16 protein-coding genes and 1 pseudogene are annotated in these 16,931 nt (G+C 42.0%); 7 read left to right on the forward strand and 10 right to left on the reverse strand.

The genetic code is table 11. The features are described 5' to 3' along the window. Positions 1–163: 163 nt before the first annotated feature. From tnpA to N7974_RS11115, 4 genes and pseudogenes are all read right to left on the reverse strand, one after another. Positions 164–591: pseudogene (gene tnpA, locus N7974_RS11100) on the reverse strand (IS200/IS605 family transposase). Positions 592–711: 120 nt separating this feature from the next. Continuing rightward, on the reverse strand, positions 712–2,439 hold the full coding sequence (locus N7974_RS11105) for a SulP family inorganic anion transporter (protein ID WP_262965682.1): 1,728 nt from the start codon (positions 2,437–2,439) through the stop codon (positions 712–714). 157 nt (positions 2,440–2,596) lie between these two features. Then, on the reverse strand, positions 2,597–3,850 hold the full coding sequence (locus N7974_RS11110) for an NAD(P)/FAD-dependent oxidoreductase (RefSeq protein WP_262965683.1): 1,254 nt from the start codon (positions 3,848–3,850) through the stop codon (positions 2,597–2,599). Positions 3,851–3,961: 111 nt separating this feature from the next. After that, positions 3,962–5,050: an MBL fold metallo-hydrolase gene (locus N7974_RS11115; RefSeq protein WP_262965684.1), complete on the reverse strand. Its 1,089-nt coding sequence runs from the start codon at positions 5,048–5,050 to the stop codon at positions 3,962–3,964. A gap of 481 nt (positions 5,051–5,531) precedes the next feature. Here N7974_RS11115 and N7974_RS11120 point away from each other — a divergent pair, with 481 nt between their 5' ends. Both N7974_RS11120 and N7974_RS11125 read left to right on the forward strand, forming a co-directional pair. Continuing rightward, positions 5,532–6,896 carry a sigma-54 interaction domain-containing protein gene (locus N7974_RS11120; RefSeq protein ID WP_262965685.1) on the forward strand — a complete coding sequence of 455 codons (1,365 nt, stop codon included), beginning with the start codon at positions 5,532–5,534 and terminating at the stop codon, positions 6,894–6,896. Positions 6,897–7,528: 632 nt separating this feature from the next. Then, a complete protein-coding gene (locus N7974_RS11125) occupies positions 7,529–8,041 on the forward strand; it encodes a PEP-CTERM sorting domain-containing protein (protein ID WP_262965686.1) in 513 nt (170 codons plus the stop codon). Between the two features lie 132 nt (positions 8,042–8,173). On the opposite strand, the gene N7974_RS11130 is transcribed toward N7974_RS11125, so the two are convergent. After that, positions 8,174–8,314: a hypothetical protein gene (locus tag N7974_RS11130; protein ID WP_262965687.1), complete on the reverse strand. Its 141-nt coding sequence runs from the start codon at positions 8,312–8,314 to the stop codon at positions 8,174–8,176. Positions 8,315–8,395: 81 nt separating this feature from the next. On the opposite strand from N7974_RS11130, the gene trhP reads away from it, so the two are divergent. The 4 genes from trhP to N7974_RS11150 all read left to right on the forward strand — a co-directional run bounded on the left by trhP (position 8,396) and on the right by N7974_RS11150 (position 11,686). Further along, positions 8,396–9,751 (forward strand): prephenate-dependent tRNA uridine(34) hydroxylase TrhP, encoded by a 1,356-nt coding sequence (gene trhP / locus N7974_RS11135; RefSeq protein ID WP_262965688.1) that lies wholly within the window; start codon positions 8,396–8,398, stop codon positions 9,749–9,751. A 62-nt stretch (positions 9,752–9,813) separates the two neighbouring features. Then, complete coding sequence (rraA, locus tag N7974_RS11140; RefSeq protein WP_262965689.1) at positions 9,814–10,299, forward strand: ribonuclease E activity regulator RraA; 486 nt, start codon at positions 9,814–9,816, stop codon at positions 10,297–10,299. A 36-nt stretch (positions 10,300–10,335) separates the two neighbouring features. Continuing rightward, complete coding sequence (ispH, locus tag N7974_RS11145) at positions 10,336–11,295, forward strand: 4-hydroxy-3-methylbut-2-enyl diphosphate reductase (RefSeq protein WP_243218115.1); 960 nt, start codon at positions 10,336–10,338, stop codon at positions 11,293–11,295. Then, positions 11,285–11,686, forward strand: a complete 402-nt coding sequence (locus N7974_RS11150) for an RNA-binding S4 domain-containing protein (RefSeq protein ID WP_262965690.1) — start codon at positions 11,285–11,287, stop codon at positions 11,684–11,686. Before ispH ends, N7974_RS11150 begins: the two co-directional genes overlap by 11 nt. Before the next feature lie 258 nt (positions 11,687–11,944). On the opposite strand, the gene N7974_RS11155 is transcribed toward N7974_RS11150, so the two are convergent. Genes N7974_RS11155 through N7974_RS11165 form a run of 3 tightly spaced genes read right to left on the reverse strand, consistent with a single transcriptional unit; the run spans position 11,945 to position 12,871 of the window. Then, positions 11,945–12,250: a TusE/DsrC/DsvC family sulfur relay protein gene (locus N7974_RS11155; RefSeq protein WP_394813110.1), complete on the reverse strand. Its 306-nt coding sequence runs from the start codon at positions 12,248–12,250 to the stop codon at positions 11,945–11,947. Positions 12,251–12,258: 8 nt separating this feature from the next. After that, positions 12,259–12,549, reverse strand: coding sequence for a sulfurtransferase complex subunit TusB (gene tusB, locus N7974_RS11160; protein ID WP_262965692.1), 291 nt, complete (start codon positions 12,547–12,549; stop codon positions 12,259–12,261). Position 12,550: 1 nt separating this feature from the next. After that, entirely contained in the window at positions 12,551–12,871 is a 321-nt protein-coding gene (locus N7974_RS11165) for a DMT family transporter (RefSeq protein WP_262965693.1), read from the reverse strand. Positions 12,872–12,958: 87 nt separating this feature from the next. Here N7974_RS11165 and xseA point away from each other — a divergent pair, with 87 nt between their 5' ends. After that, positions 12,959–14,335: an exodeoxyribonuclease VII large subunit gene (xseA, locus tag N7974_RS11170; protein ID WP_262965694.1), complete on the forward strand. Its 1,377-nt coding sequence runs from the start codon at positions 12,959–12,961 to the stop codon at positions 14,333–14,335. A gap of 300 nt (positions 14,336–14,635) precedes the next feature. Here the strand turns inward: xseA and thpR are convergent, their stop codons facing one another. Then, entirely contained in the window at positions 14,636–15,175 is a 540-nt protein-coding gene (gene thpR / locus N7974_RS11175; RefSeq protein WP_262965695.1) for an RNA 2',3'-cyclic phosphodiesterase, read from the reverse strand. 256 nt (positions 15,176–15,431) lie between these two features. Further along, on the reverse strand, positions 15,432–16,889 hold the full coding sequence (locus tag N7974_RS11180; protein ID WP_262965696.1) for a TrkH family potassium uptake protein: 1,458 nt from the start codon (positions 16,887–16,889) through the stop codon (positions 15,432–15,434). Positions 16,890–16,931: the final 42 nt, after the last annotated feature.

Genomic DNA, 16,931 nt, shown 5'->3' on the forward strand with positions numbered 1-16,931 from the left:
GTACCGCTGGAATATATTCATTCTTGGATATCGCCTTATTTGTAAAGACTGGGGCAGAAAATTTTAACTGTTGAAGTCAAAAACCTCTGGCAAAGCCGGAGGCTTGAAAATGTGAACAGCTCAAAGCGGATCAATAATTGCGCCACCTAAAGGTGACGATGCCTTAAAATAAATCGATTTGTTCTATTCGTTTATCTTCTTCCTCTTGATGCCTGATGTAGTTTCGTACAGTGACTTGATCCCTGCCCACTGTTGAAACATAATATCCTCTTACCCAGAAACCCTTGTCCGGTGAAATACTTTCTTCGCCCCATAAAAGTTCGTACAATGGATATAGCGCTTTTACCCTAAATAAAACCAACAACCTGTGACACTGAATATTTGGGTGGAATTGAGATTAGAATGTAAACATGATCTGACATCAAATATTCTTCCTCAATCTTGCATTACTTTTGCAAGGCTAAATCTTTAAGTATTGATCCCAGATATTGCCTCAACTCCTTATAAAGGCTTTTTTCTATACTTTGGAATCCAGATTATATGGTATTTATATTCCCATTTTGTATGACTTAAACTCTCTGGTGAATTCATCTTTTGTTTCCTTATCTTTTAAACTTTAAGCGGTTCACAGATAGGCAGACTCTCGATGATTCCCGTAATTGTCAAACTTTATGAGTCCCCCAGCAAAGCTGGGGGTTTACTTATTATTTTTTATGCCAGTTCTTTAATTGCATCTTCGGTATGGAAAAATACTTTCCCGGGCTTTAATTGGTTAAAAAAATCGGTTTTCTCAAGTTTATCAAGTACGGGGCCCTTCGCTTCTGATAAATGCAGTGTTATTCCTGATATTTGTAAGGCATGGTTTACATTTTCCAATGCCTCTAAAGCCGTAGCATCTATATCACTGACTGAGGTAAAAATTAGAATAATATGCTTAATATCGGCTTGCCGCTTCAATTCTGTGGTAATAAAGTTTTCAATGTAATTGACATTGGCAAAGGTGATATTTTCATCGATACGCAGCAATAACAAGTGCTGCCAGGTTTCTACATTATGGCGTTTAATATTACGATAATGCCCTGTTTCAGGAATACGTCCAACGACTGCTATATGCGGCTGACTGGTCTTGCGTAAGTAACTGATAACGGTAAGAATAATACCTAAACTAATGCCTTCTTCAATACCCAGCACCAAAACACCTAACAGAGTTACAATTTCGGCCAAACCATCACCACGATCGTAGCGCCAGGTGTGAACAATACTGCCTAAACGCACTAAAGGTATAATGGCAACCAGAATAATGGCAGCCAATGCTGCCTTGGGAATATTTTCAAACCATGGGCTAAAAAAGATTACTGCCAACGCCAATATTCCGGCAGCAATCAGCATCGCCATTTGGGTTCTGGCACCGGCTGAAAAATTGACCATGGTTCGACTAAAGCCACCTGCAACCGGCATACCGCCAGAAATAGCCGTAGCCAGATTAGCGACACCCAAGGCAATCAACTCCTGATTAGGACTGATTTTCTCACCTCTCAGGTTGGCAGTGACTTTAGCAATTGCGACACTTTCTACATAAGCAATTAAGGCAATAAAGGCAGCACCGGGAAATAACAAACGCCATTTTTCAAGATCAATAAAATCCAGGCTTAAAGCAGGAAAGCCGGCAGGAACCAAACCTACAACAGCCACTTTATTGTGCATCGTTAAACCAAAATAACTAACGACAACCGTCGCCAAAAGCACTGTTAACAAAGGGCCACATTTACTAACAGCCGTTACCAGAGGCAAACTGAACCCTGCTTTTTTAAGTAGCATAGTGAGTGGTTTTCCAAAAACTATCAACAACATGACTGCGGTCATCCCCAGTAACAAAGTCGTCGAATTATAGCCCGACAAATAATCCCGGTAACAAATACCATCAAAACCACAAACAGGACTTTTTAAACCCAATAATTGGGGTAATTGACTGCCTATAATCAAGAGGGAGGCACCGCTGGTAAAGCCGGTAAGCACAGGGTGACTAATAAAATTAACCAGTCCCCCCATCCGTAACAGAGCCATCAACAACATGATCAAGCCGCTTTCGGCTGACAAAATTAACGCGCTTTGCACGGGATTGCCCAGCGCACTAATCTCAGGCGTATTTAGGGTACTGGCAATCATAATAGCGGCAATTGAAACCGGCCCTACCGATAAGGTTCGACTGGTACCAAACAAAGCATACAGTACAGGCGGCAAAATACTGGCATAAAGCCCAAGCTGTGGTGGCAAGCCAGCCAATATCGCATAAGCAATACCTTGAGGAACCAGCAAGATAGCCGTAATAATACCGGCGAACAGATCGCCGTTAAAATCCTGACGGGTATAGGTTTTTAGCCAGCCTACTATAGGAAACAATGCCGTTAATCGTGACAGGTTGCTCTGTAAATCAGTCATTGTGGTTTTTTACCCTTGTATCAGACTGTAGTGAAGAACTCAGAGAGATCTATTCTCCTTAACTGCGCCCTGGAGCGAGAGAAAAAATCATAGATAAAAGGTCAAGGTCAAACTGATTCGTTCACACCTTGTACCTTTAACCTTGAATCTGCTTTACTTATTCTTCTTTAGTAAAGCGTTTGGCATAAGATTCCAAATGCGGTATATCGATGCGATACCCTTTAAGCATTAAAGACCAGTACATCCAGGGAAAACCTATTTTTTTGCCTATCCACCAGATAAACAAACTTTTTCGCGGATCCAGCCACGGAAAAGACGGGGTCACCTTACCGCCATAAGCAAATTCGGCCAACATAACGGTACTTAGTGAGGTGGTTAATGGACAAGAACCATAACCATCATATTTTTCCTCAACGGCTTTACCGTTGATAAGATACAAAATATTATCAACCAAAATGGGCACCTGTTTTCTGACGGCAGCCGCTGTTTTGGCATTTGGCGTTGATGTCGCATCACCCAAACCAAAAATATTGGCGTATTTGTTATGCTGCAACGTTCTGTCGTGAACATCCACCCAGCCTGCCGCATTGGCTAACGGGCTGTTTTTAATAAAATCGGGGGCGCTTTGCGGCGGCGTGACATGGATCATATCAAAGGCTTTAACGACTTGCTGCTTGTTGCCTTCTGCATCGGTCATCTCAAATGTGGCTGTTTTGGCCGGGCCATCAATAGCTACCAGATTATGATTAAAATTGGTTTTAATCCCATAACCCGCGACGACCTTATTTAAGGCTTTGGCAAAAAAAGGAATGCCAAACATGGCAGGACCGGCATTACAAAATTCAATGGTAAATTTATCCAAAATACCTTTTTTACGAAATCTATCCGCAGCCAGATACATAATTTTTTGAGGTGCGCCGGCACATTTAATCGGCATCGGCGGCTGTGTGAATAGCGCAGTTCCCGATTCACTATTTTTAATGCATTCCCACGTGTATTCAGTCGTATCGGGTGAATAATTACTACAAACGTTATTTTTACCCAGTGTTTCTTTTAAGCCCGCAATTTTGCCCCAGTCCAGTTGCAAACCGGGACAAACGACCAGGTAATCATAACTGATCGTTGCACCGGAACGTAAACTCACGGTATTGTTATCCGGCTGAAAAGTTTCTGCGTAATCTTTCAGCCAGATAACGGTTGGATGAATCAAATCTGCTTCATTGCGGGTGGTTTGTTTTAAGGTATAAGCGCCGCCGCCAATAATGGTAAAACCTGGCTGGTAATAATGTTTTTCAGATGGCTCGATAATGGCAATATCAATATCGGCATTTTGACGACGCATGTTATTGGCAACGGAAACGCCTGCTGCGCCGCCGCCGACAATCAAAATAGTATGGTGTTGTTGTGACATGAACTCTTCCTGTTATTATTTATTTATAGTTTTAAGATGCAAGGCGCACTATCTCATTTTACGCACTTGACGTTAATTGTAAGAGTTATCGCCCTTGCACCTTTAAGCAATTTATGCTTTTTGCCAAGCCTCATAACCACCTGCCATTGACAGGACATTGTTATAACCCAATTGTTGCATGGTCTGCGCTGCCAATGCAGAACGCCCACCGGTACGGCAATAAATCAGCACTGCTTTGGATTTGTCAGCCAACTCAGGGCTGTTACCCACCTTAAATTCCAGCACTCCACGTGGTAAAAGCAGCGCGTTATCAATATGACCCGCCGCATATTCACTCTCTTCACGCGTATCAACAACCACAATATTTCCTTCTGCCAGCAGTTGTTTGGCCGTAGTTACATTCACTTCGGTAATCTGTTGCTTGGCTTGAGCTACCAAATCTTGAGGGCTTATTTCATTGCGAATGGGGCGCGAAGTCTCTCTTACCATAATGGCATCCTGACGTTCATTTTCATCCAAACCGCAATAACGGTTGGCAGGTACTGCTTGATCGATTAAGCGTGGTTTTGGCAAATTTAAATTATTCATTACGGCAATAAACTCTTCACGCGTTTTTCCGGCCAGACGTGGATTAGTTGTGCGTTCCTGCTTGATGCTACTAACCCAGTGCTCTTGATAATCATGACCCGGATAAACCAGTGTTTCATCAGGTAAAGTAAATAACCGTTGAGTAATGCAATCATAAAGCGCACCGGCATCACCACCCTGAAAATCGGTACGCCCACAACCCCCTATCAATAAAGAGTCACCGGTAAAAATCCGGTCACGCCATAAAAAAGAAATACTGCCGGGCGTATGGCCTGGCGTAGCAATTACTTTAATTTGCTCATTAGCGCCTAATTTAAAAATATCGCCATCCTGAATTTGGACATCGGCAGTCTCTGCACCGCAAAGTTGGCTGACCGCTGTTTGTGCGCCCAAGCGTTGACGCAGCAAGCCGCTTGCCGTTATATGATCGGCATGAACATGGCTTTCCAGAGTATATTTCAGTTGTAAACCATGTACTTCCAACAAAGAGATATAGTCATCAATGTGAGTGTTGACAGGATCAATAAAAACAGCCTCTTTACTGATAGCGTCAGCAATTAAATAGGTGTAAGTCCAGGTTTCTTTATCAAATAATTGTTTAAATATCATCATGTCTCTCCGATTTTTGTAGGAAGAATTAATTAAGTATTACGCCTTTCACTCTGGATTACCAAAAGCCGGGACTGACAAAGGTAAAGCAGATTAATGCAATGATCTACGTAGTTGGTAGTTATTCACCTCCCCCTTTGAAAAAGGGGGATTGAGGGGGGATTTATCATTTATCTAATAAAATCTCCCCTATCCCCTCTTTTTCTAAAGAGGGGGGACTGAATAAATACCGTAGTTGTTACCCTTCATTTTAAGTAAGGTTGTCAAATAACGCACGACAATTTCGCTGATATCCCGAAGGTTACCTTGTTTGCCTTTCATAATATCAATAGCACTGACATATAATGTACATAGCTAAAACCATGCCAACAAACATTTATTTTATAACTCATTGTTTTTATTTTCAAAATAAAACAGATGGACTTAACCTGTATGTTTCATGTATCGTTTCAATGAAACAACAATATGACATACTGATACAGCTATGAAACAATCCGCATTATTTGCCAAAAACAACCCACTATGGCTGACGCAATTTGACAGTTCAACGCTTTTAATCAAAGTACTTGACCTTTGTGAGTCGGCCACTGTTTATATTATTAACAACAATCAACAAGTGCTTTATTGGAGCCAGGGAATGGCCGAATTATCAGGCTTACGGCACGAGGATGTTGTCGGAAAATCTTGTTTACCCGAATACAAAATCACTGATACCGACAACCATCAAGAAACTATTATCAAAATATCCGGCACGGACGGTAGCGACGTCAAAGTAAAAAAAGTGGTGCAAGTTTTACATGACAAGGAAAACATTTTTGCTGGCGGAGTAGTCTTGCTTGCCATTCTGCCAAAGTCCATGGCTTTGGATACTTTACCGAAAGTGAGCGCCAAAGTAACCAATACAGAGCTTGGAAGCCAAAATTTTCAAGGCATATTAAGTCGCTCACCGGCCATGAAAGACGTGTTTCAGATTATTTCAAATGCCGCTGAAACAGAAGCGACTGTGCTGGTAAGAGGCGAAAGTGGAGCCGGTAAAGAACTGGTCGCCAAGGCAATCCATGATCTTAGTGCTCGTCATGACAGGCCTTTTCTGGCAATAAATTGCGCAGCCTTATCAAGCAACTTGCTGGAAAGTGAATTGTTTGGTCATGTGCGAGGCGCTTTTACCGGAGCTATCAAAGATCATAGCGGCTTGTTTCAACGTGCACATGGCGGAACCTTGTTTCTGGATGAAGTAGCCGAACTGCCACTTGAACTACAGGCTAAACTGCTCAGAGTGATACAGGAAAGAAACTATATTCCGGTGGGTGGGGATCGTTCGATTGAGGTTGATGTACGCATAGTAGCAGCGACGCATCGGTCATTAAGGGAAGAAGTAAAAGCAGGGCGTTTTCGTGAAGATTTGATGTACCGGTTAAGAGTTGTCCCCATTTTTATCCCGCCATTACGCGATCGCCGGGAAGATATCAGTTTATTGCTCTGGCATTTTATCTATCAGCATAATGCCGCTAATTTTAGAAAAATAGAAAAAATTGAACCAGAGGCCATGCGGATTTTGCTTGACTATACGTGGCCCGGCAATATCAGAGAACTGCATAATGTTGTGGAATATGCATTTGCGGTAGGCCGTGGCACAACTTTACGTTGTTCTGAATTACCGCCGGAATTTAGAGAACCACGCAGAGCTAATCATCAAAGCCTGTCATCCGTACCATTATCTGCAACAGAAGAAATTGCCGCCATTCGTCAAGCGCTAACACAAAGTAAAGGCATGGTCACCATCGCTGCGCAGTTAATGACTATGAGCCGGGCCACTTTCTGGCGTAAACGCAAGCTGTATGGGTTATGAAAACTTATGCCGCTTAAGATAAAGCTACTCGGTGCGATCTGGGTTTGCAATCCTGACCGAAATATTTGAAGAATTAAATAGATTTCAAAACCTTGCTACGTTTCACACTTTTACTCAAGATTCAAAAGCTTCTTGCCGAGACAGGAAGTTTTTTCTTCGTGCCTTCGATTAAGAAAGTCATTAAAAAACTACTAATAATTAATGGGGCGTTTAATGACAGATAATTATTATTTTTTCTAACTTTATTGATTTAGCTGGCAGAGATTGGGATTCGCTATTTCTGCGATAGATTTTTCCGGGCATCCTGCTCGAAAATCAGCATAAATCACACATCCGCCACTGCCTTAGGCTGCCCCGCCCTATCCTGCTTCGTCCGTTTCAACCTAACAAGTGGTTGAAACATCACTACGCAATGACTTAACCCTGTTTCATAAATCCTACATTTTCACTACGTTACGCTTCATTAAAACATATGCAGCCTATCTAAGACTGAAAATATTGACTCCGTTTCCACAATTTTCAGCGGAAGTAAAATCCAACACTATAATTTTATTCAGTACACTTTTTTTCATAGAGTGTACTGAATAAAATCATAGCATTTTTTTTATTTTTTTCTTTTAGGAGCTCAATTTATGAATAAATATTTGCTTCGCGTTATAGCCACTGTTGCAGTGTTAGCACCAGCTATTTCTGCAAATGCGGCACCGTATAATTATAACGAGCAATTCGACGCTAATAGCATTCACTATAATCTCAACTTTACTGCCGATGACACGGACATTACTGTCATTACTACTTTCAACGGTACAGCAGATTTAGATACACTTATACTGGCTCCCACAGGTCTATTTGGTTTCTCTAATAATGTGTTTGACCCTGCCACACTTGTTACTACCGGAGGTTGGGATAATTATGGACTTGGTTTCCACAATTCCGTTTCTGGTTTGGACTTTAATTTATGGTTAGGTTCGGGTGATCTTTATTTAGCGCATATTAACGATACTGAACTTGGTTATGTAATAAGCAATTACATATTTTCCTCATCTCCTGTTTCTTCAGTACCCGTGCCCACAGCAGTTTGGTTATTTGCCAGTGGTTTAGGTCTACTAGGATTTGGTCGCAGAAAAAAATTGCTCAGTAATTAATTTTTCAATAATAAGCAAGTCAAAAAAACCTGGATACTAACCAGGTTTTTTTTAGGGGCTGTAAAATCAACACGACGTTTTTTACCATTTTTTCTTCGTGTCTTCGTGGTGAATAAGTTAATTAAATCCAACTTACCAGTCATCTGATTTATCTTCTTCGTAAGGCTGCGATTTGACCGTATCAGGAATTTTCGGCATTTTTGCCGACCTGAGTAAAATTAATGCCCCTCCTAAAACAAACAATAAAGCAATTATCAGCAATAATACCCACATTTTTTGTATTCCTTTTTTTAGCTTTGCCTAACCTGGTGTAATATATGGCCCATATTACACTGATCATTGACAGCTATCATCATGAAACGAATAGAACTTCTCTCCCCTGCCGGAACCATTAAAAACATGCGCTATGCCTTTGCCTTTGGCGCGGATGCTGTCTATGCCGGGCAACCTCGCTACAGTCTTAGAGTACGTAATAACGATTTTCTTGCCGATAATCTGGCTAAAGGCATTGACGAAGCGCACCGGCAAGGCAAAAAGTTTTTTCTGGCGACCAATGTGATTCCCCATAACGCCAAAGTTAAAACCTTTATGACCGATATTGCCCCTATTATCGCCATGAAACCGGATGCCTTGATTATGGCTGATCCCGGTTTGATTATGATGACCCGTGAGGCTTGGCCGGATATGCCTATCCATTTATCAGTGCAGGCAAATACCGTTAATTATGCGACGGTAAAATTCTGGCAAAGTATGGGCGTTAAACGGGTAATTTTGTCACGCGAACTATCTCTTGATGAAATAGCAGAAATCCGTCAAAAATGCCCGGATATAGAATTGGAGGTATTTGTCCATGGCGCTCTATGTATTGCTTATTCAGGACGCTGTTTACTATCAGGTTACTTTAATCATCGCGACCCTAATCAGGGTACTTGTACCAATTCTTGCCGCTGGAAATACGATACCCTGCCCGCTAATGAAAATGCCGAAGGCGAGCTGATCCCGGATAACGAAGTACTGTCAATGGCCGATATCAGCACTGCCAGTTGTGGCGGCGCAGAACGCCATCCATTAGCCGACAAGCTGTATTTTCTTGAAGAAGAAGGCCGCAAAGGCGAACTGTTACCTATCATGGAAGATGAAAATGGCACCTACATCATGAACTCCAAAGATTTAAGGGCGATAGAGCATGTGCAACGCCTGGTTGAAATTGGTATAAATAGCCTTAAAATTGAGGGTCGTACCAAATCACATTATTATGTCGCCCGCACCGCGCAAACCTACCGCCTTGCTATTGACGATGCACTGGCAGGCCGTGCATTTCAACCGGAACTGATTGGTGTTCTGGAAAACCTGGCAAATCGTGGCTATACTGACGGCTTTTACCAGCGCCACCATAGCCACGAACAGCAAAATTATATCACCGGTTATTCCAAGAGCCATCAACAGCAATTTTGCGGCGAAATAAGAAGCTATGATCCAAGTAACGGACTGGCTATCATTGATGTAAAAAATAAATTTTCGGTGGGCGATAAATTGGAACTCATTCTGCCTGAAGGTAACCAGGACATTATCGTTGAGCGCATGGAAGATATACATGGCCATAGTATGCAAGAAGCCTCAGGCGGCGGCTATGAAGTAAAAATACCGTTACCGGAAATACGTAGTGTTAATGGACTGTTGTCACGCTATACTGATCAAAATCAGGTGTAAGATTAAAGGTACCAATGCTTTTAATCTCAAACCTTTCACCTTAAACCTTGAAACCTTTAACCATGACTTTTACTACAGCTAATCTTTGCGATACCCATTCAGGAGAGGATTATTTCCAGATAGCCGAGCCTCTGTTTATGTCTTATGGTGCTAACCCGGCTTTTTCCGGTCAAATCACCACGCTTAAAGCCTTTGAGGATAATATTTTAGTCAGAACCGTTCTGGAAGAAAAAGTGCAAAATCGGGTATTGGTTATTGATGGTGGAGGATCACACCGCTGCGCTTTGATAGACAATAATTTGGCAACCATTGCCATTAATAATGGCTGGCAAGGTATTATTGTTTATGGCTGCATTCGGGATTCTGCAATGCTGGCCGACCTACCGATCGGTATACGTGCCCTGCATACACATCCTTTAACAAGCCATAAAAAAGATCATGGCGATCGCGATTTATTAGTCTCTTTCGCAGGCGTAAATTTCAAAAAAGATCATTTTTTATATGCGGATATGGACGGAATTATCGTATCAGCAACGATGTTGAGTTAAAATAACCTCAATTTAACCTAGTAAAGAAGTCAAGATATGCAAATTGTACTCGCTAACCCCCGTGGATTCTGCGCCGGTGTAGACCGCGCAATCGAAATTGTTGATCAGGCACTCGAAACATTTGGTGCGCCAATTTATGTTCGGCATGAAGTTGTTCATAACCGCACAGTTGTTGATGGTCTTAAAGAAAAAGGCGCTATTTTCATTGAAGAATTAACGGATGTACCCGTAGGTTCCTACCTGATTTTTAGTGCTCATGGTGTTTCCAAACAAGTCCAACAGGAAGCTAAAGAACGTAAATTAACGGTCTTTGATGCTACCTGCCCGCTGGTGACTAAAGTTCATATACAGGTTGCCAAACATGCAAAATCAGATCGGGAAGTTATTCTTATCGGTCACGCAGGGCATCCCGAAGTTGAAGGTACCATGGGTCAATATGAAAAGTGCACTGACAATGGGGGCATCTATTTGGTAGAAACACCTGAGGATGTTAACAAATTAGTCGTCAATAACCCCGACAATCTGGCTTATGTGACCCAAACTACGCTATCAATGACGGATACCAAAATTATGGTAGATGCGTTGAGAGCTCGCTTTACCTCCATTCAGGAACAGAAAAAAGACGATATCTGTTACGCTACCCAAAACCGCCAGGATGCCGTCTACGAACTGGCAAAGACAGCGGATACCATTCTGGTTGTTGGCTCAACCAACAGCTCTAACTCAAATCGTTTACGGGAAATTGCCGAGCAATTGGGTAAAACAGCCTATCTGATTGATACCGCAAAAGATATGCAACAAAGCTGGTTTGATGGCGTTAACGTAGTTGGTGTTACTGCCGGTGCTTCTGCGCCAGAAGTACTGGTACAGGAAGTGATCAATCAGTTAAAACAATGGGGCGGTAAATCGGCCATTGAAATTCAGGGTATAGAAGAAAAAGTGGTATTTTCTTTACCTAGGGGCTTAAAAAAAGAAAAAGAGTTGAGTGCAGACTGAACTCGAAAGCATCCGACTGGATAAATGGTTATGGACTGCGCGTTTTTTTAAAACGCGCAAGCTGGCTGCTGATGCCATTTCTGGTGGCAAAGTTCATATTAACAAGCAGCGCACAAAACCAGGCAAAGAAATCAAACCTGGGGCGTTGCTGTCCATAAATAAAGACGGGCTAAACTGGGAAGTGGAAATAATCGGACTTTCCAAACAACGACGACCTTCAAAAGAGGCTGTTTTACTCTATGAAGAAGCCCCTGAAAGCTTTACAAAACGCCAACAACAAATGATTTTGCAACGCGAACAACGCGAACTGTTTGATTTTAGCGGGCAAGATCATAAACCCAACAAAAAAGACCGGCGCTTGATACATCGCTTTAAGCAAGTAAGCGATTAATTGAATTTTTATTCACCACGAAGACACGAAGAACACGAAAAAAGACACCAAGAAAAACTTCGTGTCTCGGAAACTGCTTCCCTGCATTGCTCTACCTCCTGCATAGTCCATAAGGATATGGTGAATATATTTACAAATAGTCGGCGGTTGAATGCTTAGACTGTAAAGTTATCCTGCCACTAACTCAACCAGACTTTTTACCACGAAAACCCCAAGTTTTTTCTTCGTGTCCTTCGTCTCTTCGTGATGAATGTCTTTTTATAAACAAGTCGGTGGTTTTGGTAATCCAGCCAGCTTACAGGCATATTTCAACGGCCCGTCAGGAAACAATTTATGTAAATAGCGACTGTTGCCTTTGTCCTCACCTAATTTTCGGGCAATCGCTTTAGTAAATACGCGGGCATTAGGTAGATGCTTAAATTGCAAATAATAATCACGAATAAACGCAATAATTTCCCAGTGCGCGTCATTTAGCGAAATATTATTAAGTTGAGCCAGTTGCTTTGCAACCTCTTCATTCCAGTCGGCCAGGTTGACTAAAAAACCCTGATCAGTTGTTTCCAAACAACTTCTCAAGACCATGATTGAATCACCGGATTTTTAACGGTCAAGTCGACCATCCCCGAATAATCAATAATTTCAATACCCTCAATCAGCTCAGCCATACCAATGCCTCTAACCTCAATATCATCAACTAAAACATAAAGACGGTTTTGTATCAATAACTGTGTTAATGCTACGCATAAGCTGCCTTTTTTCAGGATACGCAAAACGGCATTTTCAAGAAACAGTACATCATCACCTGAATCAATCCGCTCCAGAATAGCACTGTCAATGGGTGACTGAAAAATAAGATGCAGCATCTTACTGACTATCCGTTAATTTAAGCCCGACAATCCCGGCAATCACTAAAGTAATCGATAACAACCGATACCAATCAGCTGATTCTTTAAATAAAATAATGCTGAGTATGGCGACACCCACTGCTCCCATACCTGTCCAAACCGCATAGGCTGTTCCTAGTGGCAACGTTTTAATCGCCCACATTAATAAACCAAAACTGCCAATTCCCGACATTACAGTCGCTATGCTGGGCCAAAGCTTGGTAAAACCTGCATTATATTTAAGACTTAAAGCAAAAATTATTTCTACTAATCCCGCAGAAAATAAAAGCAACCACGCCATAAAAACTCCTCTTTTTTTGTACATACAAGCAGGCTATTTTACAATAGTCTGCATAATAAGCTTGCACTCAATCCCTACTAACCAGTAATGAATACTTCATCAACGTCTACGCAACGCAATATACTAACTGTTTCACAGCTTAACAGGGCAACCAGCCGGTTACTTGACGAACATTTCCTGAGTGTTTTGGTTGAGGGTGAAATATCCAACTTGGCACAACCATCATCTGGTCACCTTTATTTTTCTCTAAAAGATGCCGGTGCCCAGGTGCGCTGCGCGATGTTTAAAACCCGGCAAAGCAGACTGGGCTTTAAACCGGAAAATGGCAAACAGGTCGTCGTTAAAGCGCAAGTAAGCCTGTACGAGCCCAGAGGTGACTTTCAGCTTATTGTCGAACATATTGAAGAAGCCGGAGATGGTGCCTTACGACGGGCATTTGACGTATTAAAGCTAAAACTGTTGGAAGAAGGTTTGTTTGCTGCTGAAAATAAACAAAGCCTCCCTACCCTGCCTAAAACCATCGGCGTCATCACTTCGCCATCTGGCGCTGCGATTAGAGATATACTGACGGTATTACGACGACGTTTTTCAGCGGTATCGGTTATTATTTATCCCGTTGCCGTACAAGGTGATAATGCCAAACATGAAATCGCCAAAGCCATAGCGCTAGCCAACGAGCATAAACAATGCGATGTGCTTATTTTGGGACGAGGCGGCGGGTCACTGGAAGATCTGTGGGCTTTTAATGAAGAAATAGTTGCCCGTGCCATATTCGCCAGCACAATTCCGATAATTTCAGCCGTAGGTCACGAAACCGATGTCACCATCGCCGATTTTGTCGCTGATTTACGTGCCGCAACACCCTCGGCAGCAGCTGAACACGCGACACCTGACCAACAAGAATGGTTATCCCGGTTTGTTCAATTAGAAGCGCGATTGCAACAACAACTACAACTTAAGTTAAACCAAAAACAGCAATCCTTGGCGTGGTTAAGCAAGCGTTTACAGCAGCAACATCCCGGTCAAAAACTGGCAAAAAATGCGCAACGACTGGATGAGCTTGAATTACGACTTAATCAGGCGATGCAGACAAAGTTACGCCACCACAAAAGCCATATTGAAGCAAAAATAGCTTGTCTTTGGCAATACAATCCTGCCATAACCATCAACAACTATAAACAAAAACAGGAGTATTTAAGTAAGCGGCTGATTACCGTAATCCGTCACAAACTGGAAGGGCTCAACCAACAATTATTAAATGCCAGCCAGACATTGCACGCGGTTAGTCCGTTAGCAACATTACATCGCGGCTATGCGCTGGTTATTCAGCAACCATCAGGGCAACTCATCCAATCTACACAACAACTAAAACCAGGTGATATCGTTGAAACACGTCTTGCCGAAGGTTGCTTTACCAGTCAAGTTAAAAAAATTATAGGTATAGAAGATGCAGGATTAAAATAGCCCAAAAATATTCACCACGAACGACTGCAAGGACAGATATTTTCTCCTGCAAACTCTGCATTCACCACATCCTTGTAGATTATGTAGGAGGTAGAGCACCAAAAGTAGGCGCTTTAGGCGACGCAGGGAGCAGTTGCCGAGACACGAAGAAAGATAAGTAATTTCGATGCCAACAGATACCATCCCTTCAAGGGATGTTATCTGTATGAATTTACAGCAACATGAATTGGAAGTTTAATTTCTGAAAATATATAGACAGAAAGTTCTTTTGAATATTTTCGTGTACTATGGGTATGTCACTTAATTAGCAGGTTTGATAAAAGGCCATTGCTGCCTCACTTTGTAATTTACGCCGCCCGACTCACTACATGACTCTACCAGACAAAATGCTTCGGCGTACCAAACAATTGGCTCAAATTCTACATCAGGTAAATACCCGGCATGTCTCGCCAAAGTAATATGCGGCATATAAGGCCGAGTTTCAGTTTGCAATCCGCAACTGGCAACCTCCCTGTTCAACGCAGTTACCAATTTTTCAATCTCATCGGGTATGTGCGAACAGGTAAGGCATAACACCTTAGGTTTACTCCAATAACTTAACTGGTCAAACGTCAACACAAAAGGTTTTGCAGAAATAGTGATAACACCGTGTTTAATTAATAATTCAGAAGCGATATCAATTAATCCTAAAAACACCAATGTTGTATGGAGATTATGTGGCTGTACCGGCTTAAATCCTTGCACTTCCAAAGACTGATTCAAGTACAGTAATTTCAGCCTGATTCGATCATCGGGCCATAAAGCAAAAAATAACCGTGAAGATTCAGGGTAGCTTTTCATTAATCACCGGGGGCATTAAAAATAGTTTGTTCGCCGCAAAACCCGAAGGAAGATAAAATTTTCTTTCTTCGTGTCCTTCGTGTCTCGGCAACCGCTCCCTGCGTCGCCTAAAGCGCCTACTTTTGGTGCTCTACCTCCTGCATAATCCACAAGGATGTGGTGAATGCAGAGTTTGCAAGAGCAAATATCTGTCCATGCAGTCGTTCGTGGTGAAAATCTCTTCAGTAAATAACCATAGACGCAATAAAGTACGTAGTTACTTTCTCCAAAATTCCGGCACGAATAAAATAACAATGGAGAATATTTGTACCCGACCTAACAGCATGGCAAAGGCACATACGGCTTTTTGAAAATCACTTAGACTCGCGTAATTAGACGCAGGACCTACTTCGTTTAATCCGGGACCTGCATTGTTAAAGCAGGCGATGATTGCAGAAAGAGCTGTCATAAAATCCAATCCGCTTAATAGCAACGTAAAGACCAGGATGACAATACTAATAAAATACAGGAAAATAAATCCGGTCACTGAGTTAATAATATTATTACTAACTATCATCTCCCCTATCTTTAAGGGCCTGACCGCAAAAGGATGAATAAATTTAAACATCTCCAGACGTGCCTGCTTCATTAAAATAATGGTTCTGATCATCCGGATACCGCCCCCGGTAGAACCGGAAGAGGCTGAAAGACAACTTAAAAACAACATCCACATGGGCACAAAAATAGGCCACTTATTGAAATCCTGGTTAGAAAAACCACAATCCGTAGCAATAGTTACCAAATTAAAGGTTGCATAACGCAAAGCGGTAAAAAAATCAGGATAAGTTCCTGCATGCCACAATATCAACGTAGCTAAAATACAACTTCCCAAAACTAAAACCAGAAAAGCTCGAGCCTCCCGGTCATCTATGTAAGGTTTGAGTGATTGCTTGCGAAGTGCGACAAAATGAGTGGCAAAATTCATAGCCGCTAATAATTGAAAAATAGTGAGGACTATTTCAATTGACAATGAATTAAAATATCCGATGCTGGCATCATGAGTAGAAAATCCGCTTAAGCTCATCGCAGCAAAGGCATGGCAAATTGCATCGAACCAATCCATACCAGCCAGGCGTAAAGCAATCATACAAGCCACTGTAATACCGGCATAAACCATCCATAAGGCTTTTGCGGTTTGCGCTATACGTGGTGGTAAGTCTGATTCCTTAACAGTGCCCGGCGACTCCGCTTTATATAACTGCATACCACCAATACCCAAGATAGGTAAAATAGCGACGGCAAAAATAATAATCCCCATTCCCGCAATCCAACACAATTCATGTCGCCAGAGGTTAATCGACATCGGTAAAGCATCAATACCGGAAAATATGGTTGCACCCGTCGTGGTAAGACCGGAAACCGTCTCAAAATAAGCGTCAATAAAGCTCAGTCCCGGCATATAAATCATTAGAGGGAGAGTACAAAATACCGGTGTTAATGACCAAGTGCTTGCTACCAGCAAAAAACCCGCTTGTCGGGATACTTTTTTGGGCATACGTAATGTCGGAATAAACATCAAAGCACCAAACAGAAAAGTAATCAACGTACCTTGATAAAAAGCGGTAGTAGCTCCATCATCGGCTATTTTTGAGGTGATCAGACAAGTACTCATCAGGCCACTAAAGCCCATAGTGACTAGGCCGAAAATATGGACGATGGTAAAAATGGATTTCATGGAATCGTTAAAGTTTATGTAATATCAAAAAACCAAAGGCTT

Origin of the sequence: Methylobacter psychrophilus (assembly GCF_025583945.1) — a bacterium.
Taxonomy (GTDB): Bacteria; Pseudomonadota; Gammaproteobacteria; order Methylococcales; family Methylomonadaceae; genus Methylobacter_C; species Methylobacter_C psychrophilus.